Origin of the sequence: Pseudomonas triticicola, from assembly GCF_019145375.1 — a bacterium.
Classification (GTDB): Bacteria; Pseudomonadota; Gammaproteobacteria; order Pseudomonadales; family Pseudomonadaceae; genus Aquipseudomonas; species Aquipseudomonas triticicola.
Genome location: NZ_JAHSTX010000001.1, coordinates 2715250 through 2739007, shown reverse-complemented (window position 1 = coordinate 2739007; position 23758 = coordinate 2715250). Strand labels below are relative to the sequence as shown.

24 protein-coding genes and 1 riboswitch are annotated in these 23758 nt (G+C 61.9%); of the genes, 17 read left to right on the top strand and 7 right to left on the bottom strand.

From position 1 onward, the window contains the following. Positions 1-51: 51 nt before the first annotated feature. On the top strand, positions 52-780 hold the full coding sequence (locus KVG85_RS12140; protein ID WP_217863974.1) for a dienelactone hydrolase family protein: 729 nt from the start codon (positions 52-54) through the stop codon (positions 778-780). Between the two features lie 194 nt (positions 781-974). Here KVG85_RS12140 and KVG85_RS12135 read toward each other — a convergent pair whose 3' ends face one another. Together KVG85_RS12135 and KVG85_RS12130 are read right to left on the bottom strand one after the other, a co-directional pair. Next, positions 975-1841, bottom strand: a complete 867-nt coding sequence (locus KVG85_RS12135) for a pirin family protein (protein WP_217863973.1) — start codon at positions 1839-1841, stop codon at positions 975-977. A 61-nt stretch (positions 1842-1902) separates the two neighbouring features. Further along, the gene (locus KVG85_RS12130) at positions 1903-2319 is read right to left on the bottom strand and encodes an OsmC family protein (RefSeq protein WP_217863972.1); all 417 of its coding nucleotides are present in this window, start codon (positions 2317-2319) and stop codon (positions 1903-1905) included. A 129-nt stretch (positions 2320-2448) separates the two neighbouring features. Between KVG85_RS12130 and KVG85_RS12125 the strand changes: the two genes are divergently transcribed. Both KVG85_RS12125 and KVG85_RS12120 read left to right on the top strand, forming a co-directional pair. After that, positions 2449-3495: an amidohydrolase family protein gene (locus KVG85_RS12125; RefSeq protein ID WP_150741312.1), complete on the top strand. Its 1047-nt coding sequence runs from the start codon at positions 2449-2451 to the stop codon at positions 3493-3495. A gap of 138 nt (positions 3496-3633) precedes the next feature. Next, the gene (locus KVG85_RS12120) at positions 3634-5259 is read left to right on the top strand and encodes a methyl-accepting chemotaxis protein (RefSeq protein WP_217863971.1); all 1626 of its coding nucleotides are present in this window, start codon (positions 3634-3636) and stop codon (positions 5257-5259) included. Positions 5260-5499: 240 nt separating this feature from the next. Here the strand turns inward: KVG85_RS12120 and KVG85_RS12115 are convergent, their stop codons facing one another. From KVG85_RS12115 to purM, 3 genes are read right to left on the bottom strand one after another with little or no spacing between them, the layout of a single operon-like run. Continuing rightward, positions 5500-6213 carry a DUF3108 domain-containing protein gene (locus tag KVG85_RS12115; protein ID WP_016773693.1) on the bottom strand — a complete coding sequence of 238 codons (714 nt, stop codon included), beginning with the start codon at positions 6211-6213 and terminating at the stop codon, positions 5500-5502. Positions 6214-6221: 8 nt separating this feature from the next. Continuing rightward, positions 6222-6872, bottom strand: a complete 651-nt coding sequence (purN, locus tag KVG85_RS12110; RefSeq protein WP_122611621.1) for a phosphoribosylglycinamide formyltransferase — start codon at positions 6870-6872, stop codon at positions 6222-6224. Further along, positions 6872-7930, bottom strand: a complete 1059-nt coding sequence (gene purM / locus KVG85_RS12105; RefSeq protein ID WP_016773695.1) for a phosphoribosylformylglycinamidine cyclo-ligase — start codon at positions 7928-7930, stop codon at positions 6872-6874. The genes purN and purM overlap by 1 nt, the downstream gene beginning before the upstream one ends. 373 nt (positions 7931-8303) lie before the next feature. On the opposite strand from purM, the gene KVG85_RS12100 reads away from it, so the two are divergent. The 5 genes from KVG85_RS12100 (at position 8304) to KVG85_RS12080 (ending at position 12942) form a co-directional block, all read left to right on the top strand. Further along, entirely contained in the window at positions 8304-9362 is a 1059-nt protein-coding gene (locus KVG85_RS12100; protein ID WP_217863970.1) for a DUF2066 domain-containing protein, read from the top strand. A gap of 34 nt (positions 9363-9396) precedes the next feature. After that, the gene (locus tag KVG85_RS12095; RefSeq protein WP_016773697.1) at positions 9397-10470 is read left to right on the top strand and encodes an AI-2E family transporter; all 1074 of its coding nucleotides are present in this window, start codon (positions 9397-9399) and stop codon (positions 10468-10470) included. A 206-nt stretch (positions 10471-10676) separates the two neighbouring features. Beyond that, complete coding sequence (gene hda / locus KVG85_RS12090) at positions 10677-11381, top strand: DnaA regulatory inactivator Hda (protein WP_007919828.1); 705 nt, start codon at positions 10677-10679, stop codon at positions 11379-11381. 191 nt (positions 11382-11572) lie between these two features. Continuing rightward, positions 11573-12190 carry a C40 family peptidase gene (locus tag KVG85_RS12085; RefSeq protein ID WP_016773699.1) on the top strand — a complete coding sequence of 206 codons (618 nt, stop codon included), beginning with the start codon at positions 11573-11575 and terminating at the stop codon, positions 12188-12190. A 215-nt stretch (positions 12191-12405) separates the two neighbouring features. After that, entirely contained in the window at positions 12406-12942 is a 537-nt protein-coding gene (locus tag KVG85_RS12080; protein ID WP_041479547.1) for a C40 family peptidase, read from the top strand. Between the two features lie 133 nt (positions 12943-13075). On the opposite strand, the gene KVG85_RS12075 is transcribed toward KVG85_RS12080, so the two are convergent. Together KVG85_RS12075 and KVG85_RS12070 are read right to left on the bottom strand one after the other, a co-directional pair. Continuing rightward, entirely contained in the window at positions 13076-14389 is a 1314-nt protein-coding gene (locus tag KVG85_RS12075; RefSeq protein WP_136492229.1) for a PQQ-dependent sugar dehydrogenase, read from the bottom strand. 66 nt (positions 14390-14455) lie between these two features. Continuing rightward, positions 14456-15040: a hypothetical protein gene (locus tag KVG85_RS12070; RefSeq protein ID WP_217863969.1), complete on the bottom strand. Its 585-nt coding sequence runs from the start codon at positions 15038-15040 to the stop codon at positions 14456-14458. A gap of 163 nt (positions 15041-15203) precedes the next feature. Continuing rightward, a riboswitch (cobalamin riboswitch) is annotated at positions 15204-15433 on the top strand. An 82-nt stretch (positions 15434-15515) separates the two neighbouring features. On the opposite strand from KVG85_RS12070, the gene cobO reads away from it, so the two are divergent. From cobO to cobC, 9 genes are all read left to right on the top strand, one after another. Then, complete coding sequence (gene cobO, locus KVG85_RS12065; RefSeq protein WP_217863968.1) at positions 15516-16127, top strand: cob(I)yrinic acid a,c-diamide adenosyltransferase; 612 nt, start codon at positions 15516-15518, stop codon at positions 16125-16127. Next, the gene (locus KVG85_RS12060; RefSeq protein ID WP_217863967.1) at positions 16124-17506 is read left to right on the top strand and encodes a cobyrinic acid a,c-diamide synthase CobB; all 1383 of its coding nucleotides are present in this window, start codon (positions 16124-16126) and stop codon (positions 17504-17506) included. The genes cobO and KVG85_RS12060 overlap by 4 nt, the downstream gene beginning before the upstream one ends. After that, a complete protein-coding gene (gene bluB / locus KVG85_RS12055; protein ID WP_217863966.1) occupies positions 17503-18153 on the top strand; it encodes a 5,6-dimethylbenzimidazole synthase in 651 nt (216 codons plus the stop codon). The genes KVG85_RS12060 and bluB overlap by 4 nt, the downstream gene beginning before the upstream one ends. After that, the gene (cbiB, locus tag KVG85_RS12050; RefSeq protein WP_122751375.1) at positions 18150-19058 is read left to right on the top strand and encodes an adenosylcobinamide-phosphate synthase CbiB; all 909 of its coding nucleotides are present in this window, start codon (positions 18150-18152) and stop codon (positions 19056-19058) included. The genes bluB and cbiB overlap by 4 nt, the downstream gene beginning before the upstream one ends. Further along, on the top strand, positions 19051-20043 hold the full coding sequence (cobD, locus tag KVG85_RS12045; RefSeq protein ID WP_122505967.1) for a threonine-phosphate decarboxylase CobD: 993 nt from the start codon (positions 19051-19053) through the stop codon (positions 20041-20043). The genes cbiB and cobD overlap by 8 nt, the downstream gene beginning before the upstream one ends. Further along, positions 20040-21491, top strand: coding sequence for a cobyric acid synthase (locus tag KVG85_RS12040; RefSeq protein ID WP_217863965.1), 1452 nt, complete (start codon positions 20040-20042; stop codon positions 21489-21491). Before cobD ends, KVG85_RS12040 begins: the two co-directional genes overlap by 4 nt. Positions 21492-21611: 120 nt before the next feature. Beyond that, positions 21612-22133 (top strand): bifunctional adenosylcobinamide kinase/adenosylcobinamide-phosphate guanylyltransferase, encoded by a 522-nt coding sequence (cobU, locus tag KVG85_RS12035; RefSeq protein WP_217863964.1) that lies wholly within the window; start codon positions 21612-21614, stop codon positions 22131-22133. Beyond that, the gene (gene cobT / locus KVG85_RS12030; protein ID WP_217863963.1) at positions 22130-23185 is read left to right on the top strand and encodes a nicotinate-nucleotide--dimethylbenzimidazole phosphoribosyltransferase; all 1056 of its coding nucleotides are present in this window, start codon (positions 22130-22132) and stop codon (positions 23183-23185) included. Before cobU ends, cobT begins: the two co-directional genes overlap by 4 nt. Beyond that, positions 23182-23757: an alpha-ribazole phosphatase family protein gene (cobC, locus tag KVG85_RS12025; RefSeq protein ID WP_217863962.1), complete on the top strand. Its 576-nt coding sequence runs from the start codon at positions 23182-23184 to the stop codon at positions 23755-23757. Before cobT ends, cobC begins: the two co-directional genes overlap by 4 nt. The last annotated feature ends 1 nt before the right edge of the window (position 23758 follow it).

Sequence of the window (23758 nt, the reverse complement as noted above, 5' to 3'; positions counted from 1 at the left end):
CCGCTTCGGCGGGTTTTTTCGTTCTGGTGTTTACTCAATCAGGAGTCAGAAATGAGCCAAGTCACTGTACGTTCCGTGGTCTATCAGATTGACCGCCAGACCTATGAAGGTCGCCTGGCGTTCGACGCCGAGCACAAGGCTGCGCGCCCGGGTTTGCTGATGGCGCCGAACTGGATGGGCGTCAGCGCCGGTGCCGAAGACATCGCCAAAGCGGTAGCGGCCAAGGGTTACGTGGTGCTGATCGCGGATGTCTACGGCCAGAGCGTGCGTCCGCAGAACGCTGATGAGGCGCTGGCAGCAATGATGCCGCTCAAGGACGACCGCGCGCTGTTGCGCAAACGTCTGCAAGTGGCTTTCGAGCAATTGCAGAGCCAGGGCGAAGCCACGGTGGATACTTCGAAACTGGCGGTGTTCGGTTTCTGCTTCGGTGGTTGCTGTGCGCTGGACCTGGCGCGCACCGGCGCGCCGGTGAAAGCGGCGGTGTCGTTCCACGGCACGCTGGATTCGCCGAATCCGGCGGATGCGCAGAACATCAAGGGCTCGGTGCTGGTGCTGCACGGCGCGTCCGATCCGTTGGTGCCGAAGGAGCAATTGCCTGCGTTCGAAGATGAAATGAACGCGGCGAAGATCGACTGGCAACTGCTCAGCTACGGCGGTGCGGTGCACTCGTTTACCGATCCACACGCCAACGTACCGGGCAAGATGATGTACGACGAAAAGACCGCCAAGCGCGCGTTCAAGTCGATGCATGATCTGCTGGATGAAGTGTTCAACGGTTAAAAGCGAAAGCCCCTCACCCTAGCCCTCTCCCGGAGGGAGAGGGGACTGATTGGGGGTTGCTCGGGAGTGGCGTCGACCTGAACGTGAATAGGCGAATCCATAATCGCCGGGATTTTTCAGGTCGATATATAACGCAAGACGCCTCGGTCGGCTCCCTCTCCCTCTGGGAGAGGGCTGGGGTGAGGGTAAGCGGCCTAGCGCGGTAGTTCGATCCGCTCGACTTCCCCCGGCACCGTCGGCCAATCCTTGGCCGCCCACTTGCGCCGTGCCTCATCAATCGCCGCCGGATCACTGGCAACAAAATTCCAGTTGATCCGTCTCGGACCGTCCAGCGGCGCGCCGCCGAACACCACCGCGTGCACATCGCTTTCGGCAAACAGGCTCATCTCTTCGCCGGCTGGCAACACCACCAGCGCATGCGGCTCGATCGCCTCGCCATTCAACTGCGCATCACCGCTCAACACATACACCGCGCGTTCTTCATGCTCGGTGGGAATCAGCAATGTGGTCGCGGTCTGCATCTTCACTTCCGCATACAGCGTAGGAGAAAGCACCGGCACCGGCGATTCGAGGCAAAAGCCTGACCCGGCAATCATGCGAATCTGCACGCCGAGGTTATCGCTGACCGGCAACGTCGCTGCCGGGTGATGACTGTAATGCCCCGGGCCTTCTTCGTGTGCCTTGGGCGAGGCGAGCCAGACTTGCAGGCCGTGCAGAGTGAAGGTCTCGGCAAGCAGCGGCGCAGGCGTGCGCTCGACGTGGGCGATGGCGCTGCCAGCGGTCATCCAGCTGACATCGCCGGCACCGACCACCTGATCGGAGCCCAGGCTGTCCTTGTGCTGCAATTGCCCTTCGAACAGATAGGTAAGCGTCGACAGACCAATGTGCGGATGCTGTCGGATGTCCATACCTTTGCCCGTCGGATAAATCGTTTCGAGCATGTGGTCGAAAAACACGAAAGGCCCGACGTTGCGGCATTTGGCTGACGGCAGCGGGCGCAGAATCGGCTGGCCTTCGACGTCTTCGGCGCGCGGGCGGATGATCAGGAGTGGCGTGTCCATGGTGCATTCCAGGCTGAGCGGGTGATGCCAGAAGCATAACCCGCCGCTGGCATCAGGAGGATTATTGGCTGTCGAAGCCTTGTGGTGCGTGCGTTTCGATGCTGACTTCGCTGGTGGTCATCAATTTGTGAATCGGGCAGCGATCGGCCACGCGCAGCAGTTCCTCGCGCTGAGCGTCGGTCAGTACACCTTTAAGGGTGAGGGTGACATGCAGGGCGTATTTGCCTTTCTGTTCCTGGCTGTTGTCGCGCTTCACTTCGACGCCCACGCCAGTCAGCGGGATGTCTTTTTTCTTCGCATACATTTTCACGGTCAGCGCTTTGCAGGCGCCCAGCGCAGCGTCGAAGTAATCGTGTGGCTCTGGCGCGGTGCCTTCACCCCCGACGGTTTTCGGTACATCGGCAAACAATTCGTGGTCGTCGATCTGGACGGTGTGACGAAAACCTTCGGCAGAGACGGTATTGACGGTAACAGTCATGGAAACCTCACAGGCGGCAGGAAAAATCGTTCGATCAAAGCAGACCTTGCAGTTATAGAGCATTCCCGGCAGTGGGCGTTCCGCTTTTCGGCAGGGATGAACCCTTGTCGTTCGGGCGCGGTCTAGGCTATGCCCATCTGCCGGAGATTACTTGTGTCCTTGTCTCGTCTGAGTCTTGCCTGTCTGCTGCTGTTCGCTGGCAGCGCCAGTGCCCGCGAATACACCTACAGCGATGCGCACCTGCATTACGTGGATTTTTTCCAGGAAAGCGCCGGCATGCAGAAATTGCTCACGGCCATGAAGGACAATTCCATCGAGCACGTGATGATTTCCGGCATTCCCGTGGCAAAGAAATGGCACGAAGACGAACCCAAGCGCCCGCGTTATTACGCCGGTGATGACGCCGATGCCTATTGGTACAGCGCCACCGATGTGATCATTGCCGATGCGGTGGAAAAACTTGCGCCGGAGCAGCGCCAGTACTTTCATCCGTTCCTGTCCGGCTTCAATCCCAATGACAAGAATTCCGCCGCGCACATCCAGCGCATGCTCGACCTGTATCCGGGGTTGTGGCAGGGCATCGGCGAGGTGTTCACCCGGCACGATGACCTGACGGCGCTGACCTCCGGCGACACGCCCCGAGCCAACAACGAGGCAATGACCAAGATCTATCACCTCGCTGCGGAAAACGATCTGCCGGTGATGCTGCATTCCAACATCACTTCCAAGCGTGAGAAAAATCCGCTGTACCTGAAGGAAGTCGAAGAGCCGCTGCGCAACCATCCGCACACGCGATTCATCTGGGCGCATGCCGGCACCAGCGCCGAGATCCATCGGCATCAGACCCAGTTGCCGTTTCTCCTGCCAACCCTGACGCGCATGCTTGAGGCTTATCCGAATCTGTTTATCGACCTGTCGTGGAGCATGCTCACGCCGTATCTGCTGGACGAGCAGGGCAAGCCGCGCGCCGAATGGCTGGCGCTTGTGGAAAAGTATCCCGAGCGCTTCATGCTCGGCTCTGACGTGGTAGGACGGTTCAACAAACTTGGTCAGGAAATGCACAGCTACAAGCCGTTTCTCGATGCGCTGCCGGAAGGGGTGGCGCGCAAAGTCGCGCGGGATAACTTCCTGGCAATACTGCCGCGCAACACAGAAAAACCCGCTGCTCCGCGCTGAAACGTCAAAGCCATGAGTTCGGACTAGCCGCTCGTTTGCCTATCGCTTTTTCGTCTTACGCAATTTCACGGCAATGCCGATACCTTCTAAAGCAACCCGCTGCAGGCTGATGCAGCGCTTTTGGAAGGAGCCAGAGTAATGAATATCCGTAGTCTCAATATTGCCCCGCGCGCCGGTCTCGGTTTCGGCCTGCTGGCCCTTATAGTGTTTGCCCTCGGCGCGTTCGCCTTGCTGCAAATGTCGAACATGCGTGCGCAGTCCGATGAAGTCGACAACAACTGGCTGCCAAGCGTGATGGCGGTCGGTGAAATGAGTCAGGACATGCTGCGCCTGCGTGCGCTGACCATGCGCCTGTTGCTCAACCGTGACCCCAAGGCACTGGAGCAGAATGTCGCCAAGCTCGACGAGCTGCGCAGTGGCTTGAGCGAAGCGCAGCAGCGTTATGACGGTCTGATCGTGCTGCCTGAAGAGCGCGTGTTGTTCGAACGCTTCAAGGGCGCCGAGCACAAATACCTTGAGCTTCAGGCACAAGTCCTACAGCTGTCGGCGCAGAATAGGGTCGCTGAGGCTTCGACGATTCTCAATGATCAGATGAGCCCGCTGGCCGATGAAATCGCCGCTACTCTGCGTGAGCTGGTCGAGTTGAATAAACAGAATGCCGGTCTGGCCACTGAGGCCGCGCGGCTGGTGTTCAAACAATCGCGACTGTGGGTCGGAGTAATGATCGCCATGGCTGCGCTGATTACCATTGGCCTGGCATTGCTGCTGACGCGCAGCATTGTCGTGCCATTGTCGCAATCGCTCAGCGTGGCCGAGGTGGTGGCCGGTGGGGATTTGACCGGTGACATTCACATCACTGGCAAAGACGAGCCGGCGCGTCTGCTGCAAGCGTTGAAAAGCATGCAGCACAATCTGCGCGACACGATCCGGCGCATCTCCGAGTCGTCGACGCAGTTGGCCTCGGCCGCCGAAGAACTCAGCAGCGTCACCGAAGATGCCACTCGCGGCTTGCATCAGCAGAGTCAGGAAATCGAACAGGCCGCCACTGCGGTCAACCAGATGACAGCAGCGGTGGAAGAGGTGGCGAACAACGCCGTGGCCACGTCCGAAGCCTCCCGCGAGTCCGACCGCATCGCCCGGCAAGGGCGCGAGCAAGTGCAGCAGACGGTGACGTCGATCGAGTTTCTCGCTGGCGATGTCACCAATAATGCCGCGCAGGTCGAGGCGCTGGCGCAAAAGGTTCATGGCATCAGCAAAGTGCTGGATGTGATTCGCTCGATTGCCGAACAGACCAATCTGCTCGCCCTCAACGCCGCGATCGAAGCGGCGCGCGCCGGTGATGCCGGGCGTGGCTTTGCAGTAGTGGCAGATGAAGTGCGGGCGCTGGCGCATCGCACCCAGCAGTCGACCCAGGAAATCGAGCAAATGATCGGCGGGATCCAGCAGGGCACCGATTCAGCGGTCAGTTCGATGCAGCAAAGCAACTCAAGGGCGCGCTCGACCCTCGAGCTGGCGAAGAGCGCAGGCTCGGCCCTGGAGGAAATTGCCTCGGCGTTTACCTTGATCAACGAGCGCAATCTGGTCATCGCCAGTGCCTCGGAAGAGCAGGCAGCGGTGGCGCGGGAGGTGGATCGCAATCTGATGAATATTCGTGATCTGGCAATGCAGACATCGGCTGGGGCCAATCAGACCAGTGCGGCGAGTCAGGAGTTGTCGAAGTTGGCGGTGGATCTGAACGGGATGGTGGCGCGGTTTTCGGTGTGAGTTTGACCTTCAAAAGCCCCTCACCTTAACCCTCTCCCGGAGGGAGAGGGGACTAATCGTGCGATGCTTTGGAATCCATATTCGACTCGGTTTCTCAGGTCGATGGTTAGCGGCAGACACCTCGGTCGGCTCCCTCTCCCTCGGGAGAGGGCTGGGGTGAGGGGTAGGGCCGCCGCGCAGTATCATCGAACAGATAAACAAAAGCCCCGCATTCGCGGGGCTCTTTGCTGTTGCGGTCGATCAGCTGCCTTTGACAGTCTTGCCGTTGACCGTACCGTCCTGGAGCATGATGTTGTACTCCTTGCCGTCAGTCTCGACCTGTTGCAGACGCACCAGCAGGTAATCCCAGTCTTTGGCGAACCACAGCACGGTGATGCGTTTGCTTTGTGTCGGATCGCGCACGCGCTCGACCTTGATCGCATCGATCTGGCCGGCCTTGGTGTCGACCTTCTCCGAACCCAGCACGCGGAAGTCATAGGTATCGACTTCGCCATCATCGACGACCTGATAGCTCATGCTTTTCTTGCCGGCGGCGACGTCATGTTGCAGCGCCAGTTGATAGGTCGACTTGTCGACCATGCCACGGTTCAGCGGGATTTTCACCGCGTCGCCACGGTCGGTGCCGGTGACCAGTTTGTTGGCCCAGTCGAAGTCCAGATCAGCCTTTTTCGCTTTGCCCAGACCGCCACGTTCAAAGTGGTAGGACTGCGGCAGCAGGGTGTCCTTGTCCAGCTTCAGGGTGCTTTCTTCAGTCAGGCTGGCGATCATCATCGACGCCTTGAAGCTGAGTTTCCAGACGCCGTTGGCTTCCTTGGTCAGGCTGCGTTCGGCGGTGCCGCTCATGGGCAACTGCTTCCAGTCGGCGGTGTAGCTGGCGGAGAACGGTTGAAGGTCCGCTGCCTGCGCGAAGGGCAGGGCGAGCAGAGCGCAAGCGAAGAGCAGGGCGCGACGCATAATATCTCCTAGTGTCGAATCAAGTGGCCGCTGGCGGCGAGTAACTGGCCGTCGAGTAAAGCACCCTGGTCACCGAGTGTCAGCCTGCCTTCGGCAAACCAGCGTACTGCCATCGGGTAGATCAGGTGTTCCTGGACGTGGACTCGTTGCGCCAGACTCTGCGGCGTGTCATGCAACTCTACCGGTAATACTGCTTGTACGACCAGTGGTCCGCCATCGAGTTCCTCGGTGACAAAGTGCACGGAGCAGCCATGTTCCGTGTCGCCGGCCTCCAGCGCGCGCTGATGAGTGTGTAACCCTTTGTATTTGGGCAGCAGCGACGGGTGGATATTGAGCAGGCGACCCTGGTAATGACGCACGAAATCAGCGCTGAGAATGCGCATGAAGCCGGCCAGTACCACGAGTTTGGGGTTGAATTGGTCGATCAGTTCGATCAGCGCGGCATCGAAGGCCTCGCGGCCCTCGAATGCCTTGTGATCCAGCGAGCGGGTGGCGATACCCGCGTCGCGGGCGCGTTGCAGGCCGTAGGCGTCGGCGCGGTTGGAAATCACCGCAGCGATGCGGACCGGGCTGTCGCCGGTCCGCGTGCTGTCGATCAGAGCCTGCAAGTTACTGCCGGTGCCGGACAACAGCACCACGACATCACAGGGCTTTGGCATCAGTGAGCCTTGAGGTTCTTCAGCTCGACCTGCGCAGCGCCCTCGGCGGCCACGGCGATCTGACCGATGACCCAAGGCTGCTCGCCAGCGTCACGCAGAGTGTTCAGGGCCACTTCGACGTGCTCCTGAGCCACGCAGATGACCATGCCGACGCCGCAGTTGAGCACGCGGTGCATCTCGGTTTCGTCAACGTTGCCTTTCTCTTGCAGCCAGTCGAACACGGCCGGGCGAGTCCAGCTGGCCACATCAACTACAGCCTGAGCGCCTTTTGGCAGTACGCGCGGGATGTTGTCGAGCAGGCCGCCACCGGTGATGTGGGCCATGGCCTTCACAGCGCCAGTGTCCTTGATCAGCTTGAGCAGTGGCTTGACGTAGATGCGGGTCGGGGCCATCAGCAGGTCGGTCAGCGGTTTGCCGTCGAGCTGGGTGTTTTCGATGTCGGCGCCGGAGACTTCGATGATCTTGCGGATCAGCGAGTAGCCGTTGGAGTGCGGGCCGGACGATGGCAGGGCGATCAGCGCGTCACCGGTGGCGACTTTCGAGCCGTCGATGATTTCCGCCTTTTCCACCACGCCGACGCAGAAGCCGGCCAGGTCGTAGTCTTCGCCTTCGTACATGCCTGGCATTTCAGCGGTTTCGCCGCCGACCAGCGAGCAACCCGACAGTTCGCAGCCAGCGCCGATGCCGGTGACAACCTGGGCAGCGGTGTCGACGTTCAGTTTGCCGGTGGCGTAGTAGTCGAGGAAGAACAGCGGCTCGGCGCCGCACACCACCAGATCGTTGACGCACATGGCGACCAGGTCGATGCCGATGCTGTCGTGCTTGTTCAGGTTCAGCGCCAGGCGCAGCTTGGTGCCGACGCCGTCGGTGCCGGAGACCAGCACTGGCTGCTTGTAGCCGGCCGGGATTTCGCAGAGGGCGCCGAAACCGCCCAGGCCGCCCATGACTTCCGGGCGCGCAGTGCGCTTGGCGACGCTCTTGATGCGTTCGACCAATGCTTCACCGGCGTCGATGTCTACACCGGCGTCCTTGTAGCTCAGGGAGGGTTGCTTGCTCATGATCCAGGCCTTTAGGGGAGGGGATTCAGGGGGTAACGACCGAGTTCAGCGGGAACATCGAACTCGATGGGCGATCGCCTCACGCGAGTTTCGAGGGGCCCGGCCGTTGCCGGTCTGCGAAGGCGCGCGATTTTATCAGGCTTGAGGGGCAGCGGCCATCCTCGCACCGACGGGCAGGGCCATATCGGCGGAAATTTTTTGCAATCGCAGGGTATGACTGCCTGTATAAGGTGTGGCGATTAACCGTCTATCGTTAGGACTGTGCAAAAACTTACCGCCACCGTGTGAATGTTTTGCCAGGGGTGGGGGTCACAGCCTTGCTCAAACGGTTCACGCGGCGTGTTCCAGCCGCTCCTGTCGACGGGAATTTTCCATGCGTTTTTGTAAATTGTTATTTGTAGGCTGCCTGACGCTGGTCAGCCTGGCGAGCCATGCCGAAAACCTCAAAGGCCTGTATCAGGTGCGTCAGCCAGTCAACGGCCAGGCGCCGCAAGAGCGCGATCGCGCCACGCAGGCGGCGCTCGATACCCTGGTGCTGCGCCTGACCGGCGACCCGAAAGCCGTGCAGAGCCCGGGGCTGGCGCCGATTCGCAAGGATCCGCAGCAGATCATCAGCCAGTTCGGCTTCGACGCCGGGCCACCGGAAGTGCTGAAAGTCGACTTCGATCCGGCAACCACCGAGCAGGCCTTGCGCCGGGCCGGGTTGCCGGTGTGGGGCGCCAGTCGACCGTCGATCCTCGGCTGGTGGCTGAACGATTCAACTGAAGGTGCGAGCCTGGTCGGTGATGGTCAGGCCGCAGCCTCAGCATTACGCACGGCCGCACAACATCGTGGTTTGCCACTGCGCTTGCCGCTGGCTGATCTCAGCGAGCAATTGGTTGCCACCGCACCCGCGCTGGAAAGCGCTGATCCCGCGCCCCTGCGCAGTGCTTCGGAGCGCTACAACGCCGACGCCTTGCTGGCGGTGCATGCCCGCGAAGAGGGCGGGCAGTGGCAGGCAAAATGGCGCTTGTGGCTCGGTGATCAGAAAGAGGCCGGCAGCGTACAGGGCGCCGATCAGGCTGCGGTTGCCGATGCGGTGATGCTGGCGGTGGCCGAGCGTCTGGCGCCGCGATTTGTCGCCAAGCCCGGCGCATCCGGTCAGCAGACCCTGGAAGTGCAGGGCATGAATCTGGAGCACTATTCGGCGCTGCTGCGGTTACTCGAACCGTTCGGCGTGCGTCTGCAAAGCGTGCAGGGTGATCGCATCGTCTACCGGGTCAATGGCAGCGTCGATCAATTGCGCGCGCAATTGTCGCTGGCGAAGTTGCAGGAACTGCCGGCCGAAGCGCCGGCCCCGGTGGCGCCTGCCCAGCCAGCGGCGGATGGTGCGCCTGCGGTCGCAGCGCCAACCCCGGCAGCGGCGGCACCGTCGTTGCGGTTTCGCTGGTAAGTCTTTCCTTATATAGAAGCATCAGGAGTGGTAAATGGCCGATACGCGGCGTTGGTTCTGGCTCGGTGGGGTAGTCCTGCTTTGCGCGTTTGTATGGTTGCTGCACCCGATCCTCACGCCGTTTCTGGTCGCGTTGTTGCTGGCTTATCTGTTCGACCCGTTGGTGGATCGTCTGGAACGGCTCGGGCTGTCGCGAACCTGGGGCGTGATTGCCGTGTTTGCCTTGTTCACCTTGATCGTCACGGCGTTGCTGCTGGTGCTGGTACCGATGCTCGCCAAGCAGTTGCTGCGTCTGTACGAGCTGGCGCCGCAGATGCTCGACTGGTTGCAGCACACCGCTGTGCCGTGGGCGCAAGCGAAACTGGGGCTGTCGGACGGCTTCTGGAAGTTCGATAAAGTCAAAGCTGCGATCAGCGAGCACATGGGCCAGACCACCGACATCGTCGGCGTGGTGCTGAGTCAGGCGACGGCGTCGAGCCTGGCGCTGATCGGCTGGTTGGCGAATCTGGTGCTGATTCCGGTGGTGAGCTTCTATCTGTTGCGCGACTGGGACGTGATGATGGGCAAGATCCGCAGCCTGCTCCCACGTGATCGCGAAGAGCGCGTGGTTGCGCTGGCGGGCGAGTGCCACGAAGTGCTCGGCGCGTTCGTGCGCGGGCAGTTGCTGGTGATGGTTGCGTTGGGGGTGATCTACGCGGCAGGCCTGATGATCGTCGGTCTGGAACTGGGGCTGTTGATCGGCCTGATTGCCGGGCTCGCGGCGATCGTGCCGTACATGGGTTTTGTCATCGGCATCGGCGCGGCATTGATCGCCGGGTTGTTCCAGTTCGGTGGCGATCTGTACCCGATGGTCGGGATCGTCGCAGTGTTCATGGTCGGTCAGGCACTGGAAGGCATGGTGTTGACGCCGCTCCTGGTCGGGGATCGCATTGGTCTGCACCCGGTGGCGGTGATCTTCGCGATCCTTGCTGGCGGCGAGCTGTTCGGTTTCACCGGCGTTCTGCTGGCGTTGCCGGTGGCGGCGGTGATCATGGTGCTGGTGCGTCATGTCCACGACTTGTATAAGGATTCCGGGATCTACAGCGGCGTTGACGAACCTGAGCTGTGATGGCGCGGGCCGCCCGGCGCTTGGCCGGGCTGCCCCGTTGCGTTCGAGCGAGGGCAACAGAGAATCTGTCGTCAAACCGCTGCGTCAACGCAAACCTTTGATTTTGCTTGGGGTCTGTCGCATTGTGCGCTCAGCCTCACGGGTATAAACTTCGCCAACTTTACACAGAGGCCACTAACGGTTCCTTTGAGAACTGTTCAGTCAGCATGAAACCGATTCAGCTGCCCCTAGGTGTGCGTCTGCGTGACGACGCCACCTTCATCAACTACTACCCAGGCGCCAATGCCGCTGCACTCGGCTATGTCGAGCGTCTCTGCGAAGCCGACGCCGGGTGGACGGAGAGCCTGATCTACCTGTGGGGCAAGCACGGCGTCGGGCGCACGCATCTGTTGCAGGCCGCGTGCCTGCGCTTCGAGCAGATGGGCGAACCGGCGGTGTATCTGCCGCTGGCCGAGTTGATGGATCGCGGCGTGGAAATCCTCGACAACCTTGAGCAGTACGAACTGGTCTGCCTGGATGACTTGCAGGTGATTGCCGGCAAGGCCGACTGGGAAGAGGCTATGTTTCATCTGTTCAACCGTCTGCGTGACAGCGGCCGGCGCCTGCTGATCGCCGCGTCCACTTCACCGCGCGAACTGCCTGTGAAGCTGGCTGACCTGAAATCCCGTCTGACCCTGGCGCTGATCTTCCAGATGCGCCCACTCTCCGATGAAGACAAATTGCGTGCGCTGCAATTGCGCGCCTCGCGTCGCGGCCTGCACCTGACCGATGAAGTCGGGCACTTCATTCTCACTCGCGGCACGCGCAGCATGAGCGCGCTATTCGATCTGCTCGAGCAGCTCGATCAGGCTTCTTTGCAGGCGCAACGCAAGCTGACTATCCCCTTTCTCAAGGAAACCCTGGGCTGGTAGTAGTGGGCCTTTGCCAGCTTTCAGGCGCCAGAAAACCCGCGTATCTGCGGCGATCCACCGGCCAGACGAGTTACGCGCTTAGATGTAAACGCGAAACCGGGAAGTCACATAAAGTTCGATTGAATTTGCAAATGAGGACGATAGCGGGCATAGTCTCGGCTTCTTTACAACTATCAGCCACGGTCGTGCCCATGCTAAAGCGCTTCGCACCCCTCGTGCCTCTCGCACTCGTTACCCTGTTATTCGGTTGTGCTGCTCATTCTCCGGTTCAAGAGCCGCCGCAACAGGTCAAGAATTCTGCTACCGCCCAGTCTTCCGTTATTTATCAGGAAGAGCTGGACACCGAAAAAGAACTCAACCAGTTCAACGGCAGCAAGCCATATCAGCTTCCTGTACTGGCTGACAGCATCCTCGAACGCGGCATGTCCCTGATCGGTACCCGTTACCGTTTCGGCGGTACCTCTGAAGCCGGCTTCGATTGCAGCGGTTTCATCGGTTACCTGTTCCGCGAAGAGGCGGGCATGAACCTGCCGCGCTCCACTCGCGAAATGATCAACGTTGATGCGCCGCTGGTTTCGCGCAGCAACCTTGAGCCGGGTGATCTGCTGTTCTTCGCCACCAATGGTCGTCGCGGTCGTGTCAGTCACGCCGGTATCTACCTGGGTGACAACCAGTTCATTCACTCCAGCAGTCGTCGCAGCGGCGGTGTTCGCATCGACAGCCTGGGTGACAGCTACTGGAGCAAGACTTTCATCGAAGCCAAGCGTGCACTCGCCATGGCGCCGACCGTGGTCACCGCTCGCAAGTAAGCCCGATGTCGCTGCGTTCGCGGCGACACAACGGCACGGCAATGGAGTAGACGTAAACTTTACAAGGTGAAGTTAAAGTCTTACTTGAAGTTTGCCGCGTAGCCGCTAGAATCCTGAATCTATATTGATGGCAAACCGCCTGCGTGATGACGCAGGCGGTTTTGTTTCTGTCCATTCGGCAGAGAAAGCCGCAGCCAGATCAGGATGTTCTGCTTATGACGATGTCGGCCCGCCTCACCTTGATCCTTTGCGCCGCGCTGCTCAGCGCCTGCGCCAGCCGTACACCGCCGCCAGCCCCCGTGGTTCGCGCGCCGATCGTGTTCGCTCCCTCCCAGGCTTTTTCCCCCGTTGCTGAAGACGTGCTGTTCCGTGCCCTCGGCCTGGTCGGTACGCCGTATCGCTGGGGCGGCAACACGCCAGATTCCGGTTTCGATTGCAGTGGTCTGATCGGTTTCGTCTACCGCGACGCGGCGGGAATTTCGCTGCCACGCTCGACCCGCGAAATGATCGTCATGCAGGCGCCGAATGTCGGCAAGGAAGGCTTGCAGACCGGCGACCTGATTTTCTTCGCCACCAATGGCGGCTCGCAGGTCAGTCATGCGGGGATTTACGTCGGTGAGGGGCGCTTCGTGCACGCGCCGGCCACAGGCGGCACAGTCAAGCTCGATAGCCTGTCGAAGGCCTATTGGCAGAAGGCGTATCTGAGCGCCAAGCGAGTGTTGCAGCCGGGGCAGTTGGCGCATAACCCGTAGTAAAAATCGCATACATTCTAATGTGGGAGCGAGCCTGCTCGCGAAAGCGGTGTATCAGCCAATTCAATGGAGGCTGACACTACGCATTCGCGAGCAGGCTCGCTCCCACAGTTGTTTCAAGTCACATTCAACATCACTTCGTGGCCGACACACGCCACACCTTGTTCCCGACATCATCCGCCACCAGCAAGCCACCTTGCTGATCGATCACTACGCCCACCGGGCGGCCCAGCGCATTCTCGTCCTTGTCGAGGAAACCGGTCAGCACATCCACCGGCTGCCCGGTCGGCTTGCCACCAGTGAACGGCACGAAAATCACCTTGTAGCCGCTGTGCGGTTTGCGGTTCCACGAGCCGTGTTGGCCAATGAATGCGCCTTCCTTGAATTGCGCCGGCAGGCTGTTGCCCTCGGCGAAGGTCAGGCCCAGCGAAGCGGTGTGCGGACCGACCGCGTAATCCGGAGCGATGGCCTTGGCCACCAGATCTGGATTCTGCGGTTTGACCCGCACATCGACGTGCTGGCCGTAGTAGCTGAACGGCCAGCCATAGAAGCCGCCGTCCTTGACCGAGGTGATGTAGTCCGGCACCAGATCGCTGCCGATTTCGTCACGCTCGTTGACCGCTGTCCACAATGCGCCGCTGGTAGGTTCCCAGGCGAGGCCGTTGGGGTTGCGGATGCCCGAGGCGAAGATCCGGTGATTGCCGGTCGCACGATCCACTTCCCAGATCGCCGCGCGGCCTTCTTCCTGATCCAGACCGTTTTCGCCAACGTTACTGTTCGAGCCGACGGTGACGTAGAGCTTGTTGCCGTCCTTGCTGGCGATGACGTTCTTGGTCCAGTGGTGATTCAGCGTGCCGCCAGGCAAGTCTACGACTTTGATCGGTTGGGTCTTGATCTCGGTGGCGCCCGGCTCGTAGTTGAAGCGCAGCAGGCGGTCGGTGTCGGCCACATACAAATCATTGCCGACGAGCGTCATGCCAAACGGCGAATTGAGGTTCTGCAGAAACACCGTGCGGGTTTCCGCGACGCCATCGTGGTCGGCATCACGCAGCAGGGTGATGCGGTTCGGGCTGGGTACGCCGGCACCGGCCTTGCCCATGACTTTCTTCATCACCCAGCCACGAATGCCTTTGCTGTCATCGGGCTTGGGCGGCGCATTGGTTTCCGCCACCAGCACATCGCCGTTGGGCAGCACGTAGAGCCAGCGCGGGTGATCAAGGCCTTCGGCAAACGCGGCGACCTGGGTGCCGGCCGCTGCGGTCGGTTTCGCGCCGTCCGGCCAGCCCACCGCCGGGGCGATGTTGACTGTCGGGATCAGCGTCTTGTTCGGTTCGGGCAGTTTCGGCGATGGGCCGGTGCCGTCGGAGACTTGCAGGCTGGAGGTTTCACCGCAGGCAGCGAGCCCGCCAGCGACGGCGATGATGAGAGCGAGTTGGGCCTTGCGCATTGCTGATCTTCCCTATGAATGCATTCCTAAACATAGAGGAGGGCGCAGGCCCGATGGTTCAACTGCTCAACCGCGGGCTTCCTTGAACAGCACGGCGATGCCCGGATGATAGTTGCCAGCGTCGCTGTGCAATTTGCGATAGGCGTAGGGGAAATACCAGGCGACTGCGCAGGTGTGTTCCTTTTGCAGGTCGTCGACCATGTCCTGCAGTTCTTCGGGGCTGGCGCTGTGCTGGGCTTTTTGCGGAGCAACGAACAGGCACCCGAGCTTGAGATCGCTGGTGTAGCTGATGCGCTTGGCATCAATGGTGATGTCGAGCAGGGCTTGGGTCAGGTTGAGGTTGTTGACCCGTGGCCAGCGTTGCGTGGCCTGAATGAACGCGCGGTCGTCGCTGCCGGCGATCAGCAGATCGGCACGGGCATTGCGCTCGCCTTCTTCGTTCTGTTTGCGCGTGGCCGTGTCATTCAGCGTGACCATTTCAGCCATCCACGCCGCTGCCGCGAGCAGACCGAGATTGGCTTTCTCGTCGTGCCAATATGGCGTGTCGTTGTCGCCGCGTACGGTGTTGTAGCGATCGATACAGTCAAACCAGCGTTCCAGCACCGGGCGCAGGAATTCCAGGCGCGGGTTGCTGATGATCATGCCTTGCATCGTCGTCATCCTTATTGTTGTAGTGGGCTTTTTGGAAAAAAGCATGGCCCTTTGATATCACTTGTCACAGTCTGGCACAAGATTGCCGCTGCACAATTGATCAGCGGCAGTTATTCGCGCGCAAAGCGCCTCTTCAATTGACGCTCCACCCCCAACCCTCTAACCTTCGCCGCTTGTTTCAGGTGCTCTGTGGCCCCGCGTCGACAGAGTGAAACAGGGAAGCCGGTGAGGGTGGTCTTCAAGCGAAGCCACGATGATCCCGGCGCTGCCCCCGCAACGGTAAATGAGTGAAAACTGCGCCTTGAGCCACTGCCTCGAAAGAAGCGGGAAGGCGCGCAGTCCGGCGAAACGCCGCTCATGAGCCCGGAGACCGGCCTGATCCATCTCAGCGGCATCACGGTGGGCGATGCCAGGCTTTTTGCCGTCTATTCTTGTGCCTGCCCGCCGTTATCCAGCCTCAACGGAGAGCTCCCCCATGATTGATTCCCCCGAGCGTGACGAACGCCATCTGGCGCGCATGCAGCGCAAGAAAGCCGTGATCGACGAACGCATCGCCAACTCGCCCGACGAATGTGGCCTGGTGCTGGTGCTGACCGGCAACGGCAAAGGCAAGAGCAGCTCGGCATTCGGCATGCTCGCCCGCGCAATGGGCCACGGCATGCAGTGCGGCGTGGTGCAGTTCATCAAGGGCCGCAACAGCACTGGCGAAGAATTGTTTTTCCGCCGCTTTCCCGAGCAGGTGCGTTTCCACGTCATGGGCGAAGGCTTCACTTGGGAAACCCAGGATCGCCAGCGTGACATCGCCGCTGCCACCGCCGCTTGGGAAGTCTCGCGCGAATTGTTGCGCGACCCTTCGATCGGTCTGGTGGTGTTCGACGAATTGAACATCGCCCTCAAGCACGGCTACCTCGATCTCGATCAGGTGCTCAGTGATTTGCAGGCGCGCCCGCCGATGCAGCATGTGGTCGTCACCGGTCGCGGCGCCAAGCCGGAAATGATCGAAATGGGCGACACGGTCACCGAAATGGGCATGCTCAAGCACGCCTTTCAAGCCGGGATCAAAGCGCAGAAAGGCGTCGAACTTTGAAGCAACCACGTCACTGCCCGGCGGTGCTGATCGCCGCTCCGGCCTCCGGTCAGGGCAAGACCACCGTCACCGCCGCACTCGCCCGTTTGCATCGCAACCAAGGGCGCAAGGTGCGCGTGTTCAAATGCGGGCCGGACTTTCTCGACCCGATGATCCTCGAGCGCGCCAGCGGTGCGCCGGTGTATCAATTGGACATGTGGATGGTCGGCGAGCAGGAAAGTCGCCGGCTGTTGTGGGAAGCCGCCGCCGAAGCCGACCTGATTCTGATCGAGGGCGTGATGGGCCTGTTCGACGGCACGCCATCCAGCGCTGATCTGGCGCGCCACTTCGGTGTGCCGGTGCTCGGCGTGATCGACGGCACCGCCATGGCGCAGACCTTTGGCGCCTTGGCGCTGGGCCTGGCGAAGTATCAGCCGGACTTGCCGTTCGCTGGCGTGCTGGCCAACCGCGTCGGCACCTTGCGCCATGCGCAATTGCTCGAAGGCAGCCTCACCGAAGGTTTGCGCTGGTACGGTGCGCTGTCCCGCGAGACCGGCATCGAATTGCCGAGCCGCCACCTCGGCCTGGTCCAGGCCAGCGAATTGAATGATCTGGATCTGCGCCTCGACGCGGCCGCCGATGCGCTGGCCAGCAGTTGCCAGGTTGCGCTGCCCCCCGCCGTTGAATTCGCCGCGCCTGACCTCATCGCCGCCGAGCCTCTATTAAAAGGTGTGCGCATCGCCGTTGCCCGCGATGAAGCCTTTGCCTTCACCTATGGCGCCAGTCTCGATCTGCTGCGGGCGATGGGCGCCGAACTGCAGTTTTTCTCGCCGATCCGCGACACGCAATTGCCCGAGGCGGACAGCCTGTATTTGCCGGGCGGTTATCCGGAACTGCACCACGTCGCGCTGGCGCAAAACACCACGATGCTTGCAGCAATCCGCGCGCACCACGCGGCGGGCAAGCCGTTGCTCGCCGAATGTGGCGGCATGCTTTATCTGCTGGATTCGCTGACTGATGTCGAAGGTAATCGTGCTGAGCTGGTCGGTTTGCTCAAGGGCGATGCGGTGATGCAGAAGCGTCTGGCGGCGCTGGCGTTGCAGGCGGTTGAGCTGCCGGAAGGGGAGTTGCGTGGGCATACCTATCATCATTCCCTGACCACCACCGAGCTGACGCCGATTGCCCGTGGGCTGAGTCCCAATGGCGGGCGTGGGGCCGAGGCGGTTTATCGCGAGGGACGGATGACGGCGTCGTACGTGCACTTTTATTTCCCATCGAATCCGACTGCGATTGCGGCATTGTTTGCGCCAGATCGTGAGGCCGCGTTCGCGAGCGGGCTCGCTCCCACAATGGATGACCTGAACCCTGTGGGAGCGAGCCTGCTCGCGAAAGGGCCATGACCGACAACACATTCTCCGAAGCCGAACGCGCAGCGGTCTACAAGGCCATCGCCGAACGCCGCGACATGCGCCACTTCACCGGTGGCAGCGTCGAGCCGCAGCTGCTGCGCCGTCTGCTCGAAGCCGCTCATCAAGCGCCGAGCGTCGGCCTGATGCAGCCCTGGCGCTTCATTCGTATCAGCGATCGTGCTCTGCGCGGGCAGATCCGCGATCTGGTGGAAGAAGAACGCATCCGCACCGCCGAGGCCCTCGGCGAGCGCAGCGATGAGTTCATGCAGCTCAAGGTCGAAGGCATCAACGACTGCGCCGAAGTGCTGGTCGCAGCGCTGATGGACGATCGCGAAAGACACATTTTCGGTCGGCGCACGTTGCCGGAAATGGATATGGCCTCGTTGTCTTGCGCGATCCAGAATTTGTGGCTGGCTTCCCGCGCCGAAGGCCTCGGCATGGGTTGGGTCTCGCTGTTCGAGCCGCAGGCCTTGGCGGATTTGCTCAAATTGCCGGCCGGTGCGAAACCGCTGGCGGTGTTGTGTCTGGGCCCGGTCAAGGAGTTCTATCCGGCGCCGATGCTGGTGCTTGAAGGCTGGGCGCAGGCGCGACCGCTGAACGAGTTGCTGTACGAAAATTATTGGGGAGTGAGTCAATGAGTGTGGCGTTGCTGAGTGTCGCCGCGGTAGCGCTGGATGCGCTGCTCGGTGAACCGAAACGCTGGCATCCGCTGGTGGCGTTCGGCAATTTTGCCGGGCGCATCGAGCAACGCTTCAACGCCGGCGGTCGTGGCTGGCGCAGTCATGGCGTCACCGCGTGGGTTATCGCGGTACTGCCGCTGACCTTGCTCGCCACAGCATTTTCCTGGGCGCCCTATGTCGGCTGGATCGTCGAGATTCTCGCGTTGTATTGTGCACTCGGCATGCGCAGCCTCGGCGAACATGTCGCGCCTGTCGCGGCGGCGTTGCGCGCCGATGATCTGGACGAGGCACGCAAGCGCGTCGGTTATTTGGTCAGCCGCCAGACCAATGAACTGGACAGCAACGCCGTGGCCCGTGCCGCCACGGAATCGGTGCTGGAGAACGGCAGCGATGCGGTGTTCGCTGCGCTGTTCTGGTTTGTCGTTGCCGGCGCGCCGGGCGTGGTCCTGTATCGCTTGAGCAATACCCTCGATGCGATGTGGGGTTATCGCAACGAACGCTTCGAGCGTTTCGGCTGGGCGGCGGCGAAAATCGACGACGTGTTGAACTACATTCCTGCGCGTCTGGTGGCATTGACCTACGCGCTGCTCGGCAAAACCCGACTCGCGCTCAAGTGCTGGCGCACCCAGGCGCCAAAGTGGGACAGCCCCAACGCCGGCCCGGTGATGGCGGCCGGTGCCGGTGCGCTGGGCGTCGAGTTGGGTGGCCCGGCGATCTATCACGGCGAACTGCATGAACGTCCGCAACTGGGCGAAGGTGCGCCGGCTGATGCCGATTCCATCGACCGTGGCTGGCAATTGGTCCAGCGCGGCGTATGGTTGTGGCTGCTGATGCTTTGCCTGGGGGCGGAATTTTATGCTTGAGCACGGTGGCCGGTTGCGCAAGGCTGCACTCGATTACGGGATTGCCGAAGCCGATTGGCTTGACCTGTCCAGCGGCCTCGCGCCGTGGCCGTTCCCGATCCCGGAGATCCCGCTACGCGCCTGGGCGCGTTTGCCGGAAACCGATGACGGTCTGGAACAGGCCGCCTGCGATTACTACGGTGCCGCGCAGGTGCTGCCGGTCGCCGGCTCGCAAATGGCCATCCAGTTGCTGCCGCGTCTGCGCCGGGCCGGCAAGGTCGGCGTGTTGTCGCCGTGCTATGCCGAGCATGCCGAAGCCTGGAGGCGCAGCGGTTACATCGTCCGTGAAGTGCTCGAGCAGGAAGTCGAGTTCTTTCTCGACAGTCTTGATGTGCTGGTGGTGGTCAATCCGAACAATCCGACCGGCCTCAGCCTGACCCCGGCACGCCTGCTCGACTGGCATGCGCGGCTGGCGCAACGTGGCGGCTGGCTGGTAGTCGACGAAGCGTTCATGGACAACACGCCGCAACTGAGCCTGGCGCCCTATGCGCATCAGGTCGGGCTGGTGGTATTGCGTTCGTTCGGCAAGTTTTTCGGTCTGGCCGGGGTGCGCCTCGGCTTTGTGCTGGCCGAACGCAAGTTGCTCAAACTGCTCGCCGAACAGGTCGGGCCGTGGGCGGTGAGCGGGCCGACGCGGGTGCTCGGTACGGCGTGCCTGCAAGACACCGAGGGCCATACCCGTCAGCGGATCCGCAGCGATGAAGCGAGCGAACGGTTGGCGGCGCTGCTGACCCGTTGCGGTTTTGCACCGCAGGGTGGCTGCGCACTGTTTCAGTGGCTGATCACCGAGCACGCCGAAGCGCTGCACGAATTCCTCGCTCGGCGTGGCATCCTCCTGCGCCTGTTCAGCCACAACAGCAGCGTGCGTTTCGGCCTGCCAGCGGATGCCGCGCAAGAGCTGCGTCTCGAACAGGCTTTGCAAGCTTTCACCAAGGACAATCCATGACCACTCTGATGGTGCAAGGCACCACGTCCGATGCTGGCAAAAGCACTCTGGTGACGGCGTTGTGCCGCTGGGCCACCCGCCAGGGCGTGGCGGTGGTGCCGTTCAAACCGCAGAACATGGCGCTCAACAGCGCAGTCACCGCTGACGGCGGCGAGATCGGCCGCGCGCAGGCAGTGCAGGCGCAAGCGGCCTTTCTCGAACCCCACACCGACATGAACCCGGTGCTGCTCAAGCCCAACAGCGACACCGGCGCGCAGGTGATCATTCATGGCCGCGCGGTGACGACGATGAACGCCGTCGCCTATCACGATTACAAGGCCATCGCGATGCAAGCGGTGCTCGCCTCGCACGAGCGACTCAGCGCTGCCTATCCGCTGGTAATGGTCGAGGGCGCCGGTTCGCCGGCGGAGATCAATCTGCGCGCCGGCGACATTGCCAACATGGGCTTTGCCGAAGCGGTGGACTGCCCGGTTTTGCTGATCGCCGACATCAATCGCGGCGGCGTGTTTGCGCATTTGGTCGGCACGCTGGAATTGCTTTCACCGAGCGAACAGGCGCGGGTCAAAGGCTTCATCATCAACCGCTTTCGCGGCGATATCGCCTTGCTGCAACCGGGCCTCGACTGGCTGGAGCAGCGCACCGGCAAACCGGTGGTCGGCGTGTTGCCGTACGTGATGGACCTGCACCTTGAAGCCGAGGACGGCATCGACCAACGCCAGACCGACAAGGCCGAGCAGGTGTTGAAAGTGGTGGTGCCGGTGCTGCCGCGCATCAGCAATCACACCGACTTCGACCCGCTGCGTCTGCATCCGCAGGTGGATCTGCAATTTGTTGGCCCGGGGCAGGCAATTCCCTCCGCCGATCTGATCATCCTGCCGGGCTCGAAAAGTGTGCGCAGTGATCTGGCTTATCTGCGCGCCAACGGCTGGGACGCGGCAATCAATCGGCATCTGCGCTACGGCGGCAAGGTGCTGGGGATTTGCGGCGGTCTGCAGATGCTCGGCGAGCAGGTGCACGACCCGCTCGGGCTGGAAGGCGCTGCCGGCTCCAGCGCGGGGCTGGGTCTGCTGGCGTTCGAAACGCAGCTCGAAGCCGACAAGCAACTGCGCAACGTGCGCGGGCGGCTGGCACTGGAAAACGCCGCAGTCAGCGGTTACGAAATTCATGCTGGCGTAACCAGCGGGCCGGGGCTGGAAACCCCGGCGGTGCATCTGGACGACGGTCGCTGCGATGGTGCGCAGAGTGCCGATGGCCAGGTGTTCGGCACCTATCTGCACGGCTTGTTCGAATCCCCCGAGGCGAGCGCGGCGTTGCTGCGCTGGGCCGGGTTGAGTGATGTGCAGGAAGTCGATTACCACGGCTTGCGCGAACGCGACATCGAGCGGCTGGCGGATCTGGTGGAGAAGCATCTGGATACCGGGCTGTTGCGTCAGCTCTGTGGGATTTGAGTTGTCCGGGCTGTCCTCTTCGCGAGCAGGCTCGCTCCCACAGGGAGACTCGATCAACGGTGGGAGCGAGCCTGCTCGCGAAGGGGCCGGTTGTCTAACCACACATTTTTGGATGAACCCATGCTCCAACTGATCCTCGGCGGCGCCCGCTCCGGCAAGAGTCGTCTGGCGGAAAAACTCGCCAGCGACAGCCATCTGCCGGTGACCTACATCGCCACCAGCCAACCGCTGGACGGCGAAATGAATCAACGCGTCGCCCATCATCGCGCACGTCGCCCGGTCGAATGGGCTTTGATCGAAGAGCCGCTGGAACTGGCCCGCGTACTGCGCGAATCCGCTGGCGCCGAGCGCTGCCTGCTGGTCGATTGCCTGACCCTGTGGCTGACCAATCTGCTGATGCTCGACGACGCCGAACGTCTCGCCGCCGAGCGTGAAGCGTTGCTCGATTGCCTGGCGTCGTTGCCGGGTGAAATCATTTTTGTCAGCAACGAGACCGGAATGGGTGTCGTGCCGCTGGGCGAATTAACCCGCCGCTATGTCGATGAAGCCGGTTGGCTGCATCAAGCTCTGGCCGAGCGCTGTCAGCGAGTTGTCCTGACCGTCGCCGGCCTGCCCCTGACTTTGAAAGGACCTGCGTTATGAGCCCGACCTGGTGGCTGAATCCGTGCAAAACCGTGAACTCGGACATCATCGCGCAAGCGACCGAGCGTCAGCAGCAACTGACCAAACCGGCCGGTTCGCTGGGGCGCCTTGAATCGGTGGCCGTGCAACTGGCCGGTCTGCAAGGTCAGCTCAAGCCAACGCTGGAGCAAGTCTGGATCGCGATTTTCGCTGGCGACCATGGCGTAGTGGCTGAGGGCGTTTCGGCTTATCCGCAGGAAGTCACCGGGCAGATGCTGCTGAATTTTGTCAGCGGCGGCGCGGCGATCAGCGTGCTGGCACGTCAGCTCGGCGCGCAACTGGAAGTGGTCGATCTGGGCACGGTGAATCCGACGCTGAATCTGCCCGGCGTGCGCCATCTGAACATCGGCGCGGGAACGGCGAACTTCGCTCAGGGCGCAGCGATGGCTCAGGCGCAGGGCGAATCGGCCTTGCAGGCCGGTCGCGACAGTGTCTTGCGCGCGAAAGCCGCCGGCACGCAGTTGTTCATCGGCGGCGAGATGGGCATCGGCAACACCACGGCGGCCAGTGCGCTGGCCTGCGCCTTGCTCGATTGCCCGGTGGCACACCTGACCGGTCCCGGCACCGGGCTGAATGCCGCTGGCGTCAGCCACAAGGCGCAAGTGATCGAACGCGCTCTGGCGCTGCATGCCGCACAGCGTGGCGATGCCTTGCAAACGCTGTTCAATCTCGGCGGGTTCGAGATTGCCGCGTTGGTCGGCGCCTATCTGGCCTGCGCGCAGGAAGGCATCGCGGTGCTGGTTGACGGCTTTATCTGCACGGTCGCCGCGCTGGTCGCGGTGCGCTTGAATCCGGCCTGTCGCGAGTGGCTGTTGTTCGGCCATCGCGGTGCCGAGCCGGGCCATCGTCATGTGCTGGAAACCTTGAGCGCCGAGCCGCTGCTCGAGCTCGGCCTGCGCCTGGGCGAGGGCAGTGGCGCGGCGTTGGCGGTGCCGTTGTTGCGTCTGGCCTGTGACCTGCACGGGCAAATGGCGACGTTCGCCGAAGCAGCCGTGGCGGATCGCCCGGCATGAGCCTGCGCCTGGATCTGCTGCGCCACGGCGAAACGGAACTCGGCGGCGGCTTGCGCGGCAGCCTCGACGATGCGCTGACCGCAAACGGCTGGACGCAGATGCGTGCGGCGGTGGTCGACGGCGGGCCGTGGGATCGTATCGTCAGTTCGCCATTGCAGCGCTGCGCGCGCTTCGCCGCTGAACTCGGCGAGCAACTGAACCTGTCCGTGCATCTGGACAAGGATCTGCAGGAACTGCATTTCGGCGCGTGGGAAGGGCAAAGCGCGGCGGCGTTGATGGAAACGGATGCTGAAGCGCTGGGGCTGTTCTGGGCTGATCCCTATGGCTTCACGCCACCGCAGGGGGAGCCGGTCAGCGCGTTTTCCGCGCGGGTGTTGGCGGCGGTCGCGCGATTGCACGCGGCTTACGCCCGTGAACGGATTCTGCTGGTCAGCCACGGCGGCGTAATGCGTTTGTTGTTGGCGCAGGCCCGAAGTTTGCCCCGCGAGCAACTGCTCAATGTCGAGGTCGGCCACGGCGCGCTGTTTGCGCTAACGGTCGCTGCGGACGGCGCGCTCAAGGAAGGTCACTGAG

Coding starts and splice junctions, on each gene's coding strand:
- cobO (WP_217863968.1), top strand. CDS start 15,516: ATGATTGATTCCCCCGAGCGTGACGAACGCCATCTGGCGCGCATGCAG.
- KVG85_RS12115 (WP_016773693.1), bottom strand. CDS start 6,213: ATGCGTCGCGCCCTGCTCTTCGCTTGCGCTCTGCTCGCCCTGCCCTTC.
- bluB (WP_217863966.1), top strand. CDS start 17,503: ATGACCGACAACACATTCTCCGAAGCCGAACGCGCAGCGGTCTACAAG.
- purM (WP_016773695.1), bottom strand. CDS start 7,930: ATGAGCAAGCAACCCTCCCTGAGCTACAAGGACGCCGGTGTAGACATC.
- KVG85_RS12100 (WP_217863970.1), top strand. CDS start 8,304: ATGCGTTTTTGTAAATTGTTATTTGTAGGCTGCCTGACGCTGGTCAGC.
- KVG85_RS12085 (WP_016773699.1), top strand. CDS start 11,573: ATGCTAAAGCGCTTCGCACCCCTCGTGCCTCTCGCACTCGTTACCCTG.
- KVG85_RS12095 (WP_016773697.1), top strand. CDS start 9,397: ATGGCCGATACGCGGCGTTGGTTCTGGCTCGGTGGGGTAGTCCTGCTT.
- cbiB (WP_122751375.1), top strand. CDS start 18,150: ATGAGTGTGGCGTTGCTGAGTGTCGCCGCGGTAGCGCTGGATGCGCTG.
- cobT (WP_217863963.1), top strand. CDS start 22,130: ATGAGCCCGACCTGGTGGCTGAATCCGTGCAAAACCGTGAACTCGGAC.
- KVG85_RS12135 (WP_217863973.1), bottom strand. CDS start 1,841: ATGGACACGCCACTCCTGATCATCCGCCCGCGCGCCGAAGACGTCGAA.
- KVG85_RS12075 (WP_136492229.1), bottom strand. CDS start 14,389: ATGCGCAAGGCCCAACTCGCTCTCATCATCGCCGTCGCTGGCGGGCTC.
- cobU (WP_217863964.1), top strand. CDS start 21,612: ATGCTCCAACTGATCCTCGGCGGCGCCCGCTCCGGCAAGAGTCGTCTG.
- KVG85_RS12130 (WP_217863972.1), bottom strand. CDS start 2,319: ATGACTGTTACCGTCAATACCGTCTCTGCCGAAGGTTTTCGTCACACC.
- KVG85_RS12140 (WP_217863974.1), top strand. CDS start 52: ATGAGCCAAGTCACTGTACGTTCCGTGGTCTATCAGATTGACCGCCAG.
- KVG85_RS12080 (WP_041479547.1), top strand. CDS start 12,406: ATGACGATGTCGGCCCGCCTCACCTTGATCCTTTGCGCCGCGCTGCTC.
- KVG85_RS12125 (WP_150741312.1), top strand. CDS start 2,449: ATGCCCATCTGCCGGAGATTACTTGTGTCCTTGTCTCGTCTGAGTCTT.
- KVG85_RS12040 (WP_217863965.1), top strand. CDS start 20,040: ATGACCACTCTGATGGTGCAAGGCACCACGTCCGATGCTGGCAAAAGC.
- purN (WP_122611621.1), bottom strand. CDS start 6,872: ATGCCAAAGCCCTGTGATGTCGTGGTGCTGTTGTCCGGCACCGGCAGT.
- KVG85_RS12120 (WP_217863971.1), top strand. CDS start 3,634: ATGAATATCCGTAGTCTCAATATTGCCCCGCGCGCCGGTCTCGGTTTC.
- KVG85_RS12070 (WP_217863969.1), bottom strand. CDS start 15,040: ATGCAAGGCATGATCATCAGCAACCCGCGCCTGGAATTCCTGCGCCCG.
- cobC (WP_217863962.1), top strand. CDS start 23,182: ATGAGCCTGCGCCTGGATCTGCTGCGCCACGGCGAAACGGAACTCGGC.
- hda (WP_007919828.1), top strand. CDS start 10,677: ATGAAACCGATTCAGCTGCCCCTAGGTGTGCGTCTGCGTGACGACGCC.
- cobD (WP_122505967.1), top strand. CDS start 19,051: ATGCTTGAGCACGGTGGCCGGTTGCGCAAGGCTGCACTCGATTACGGG.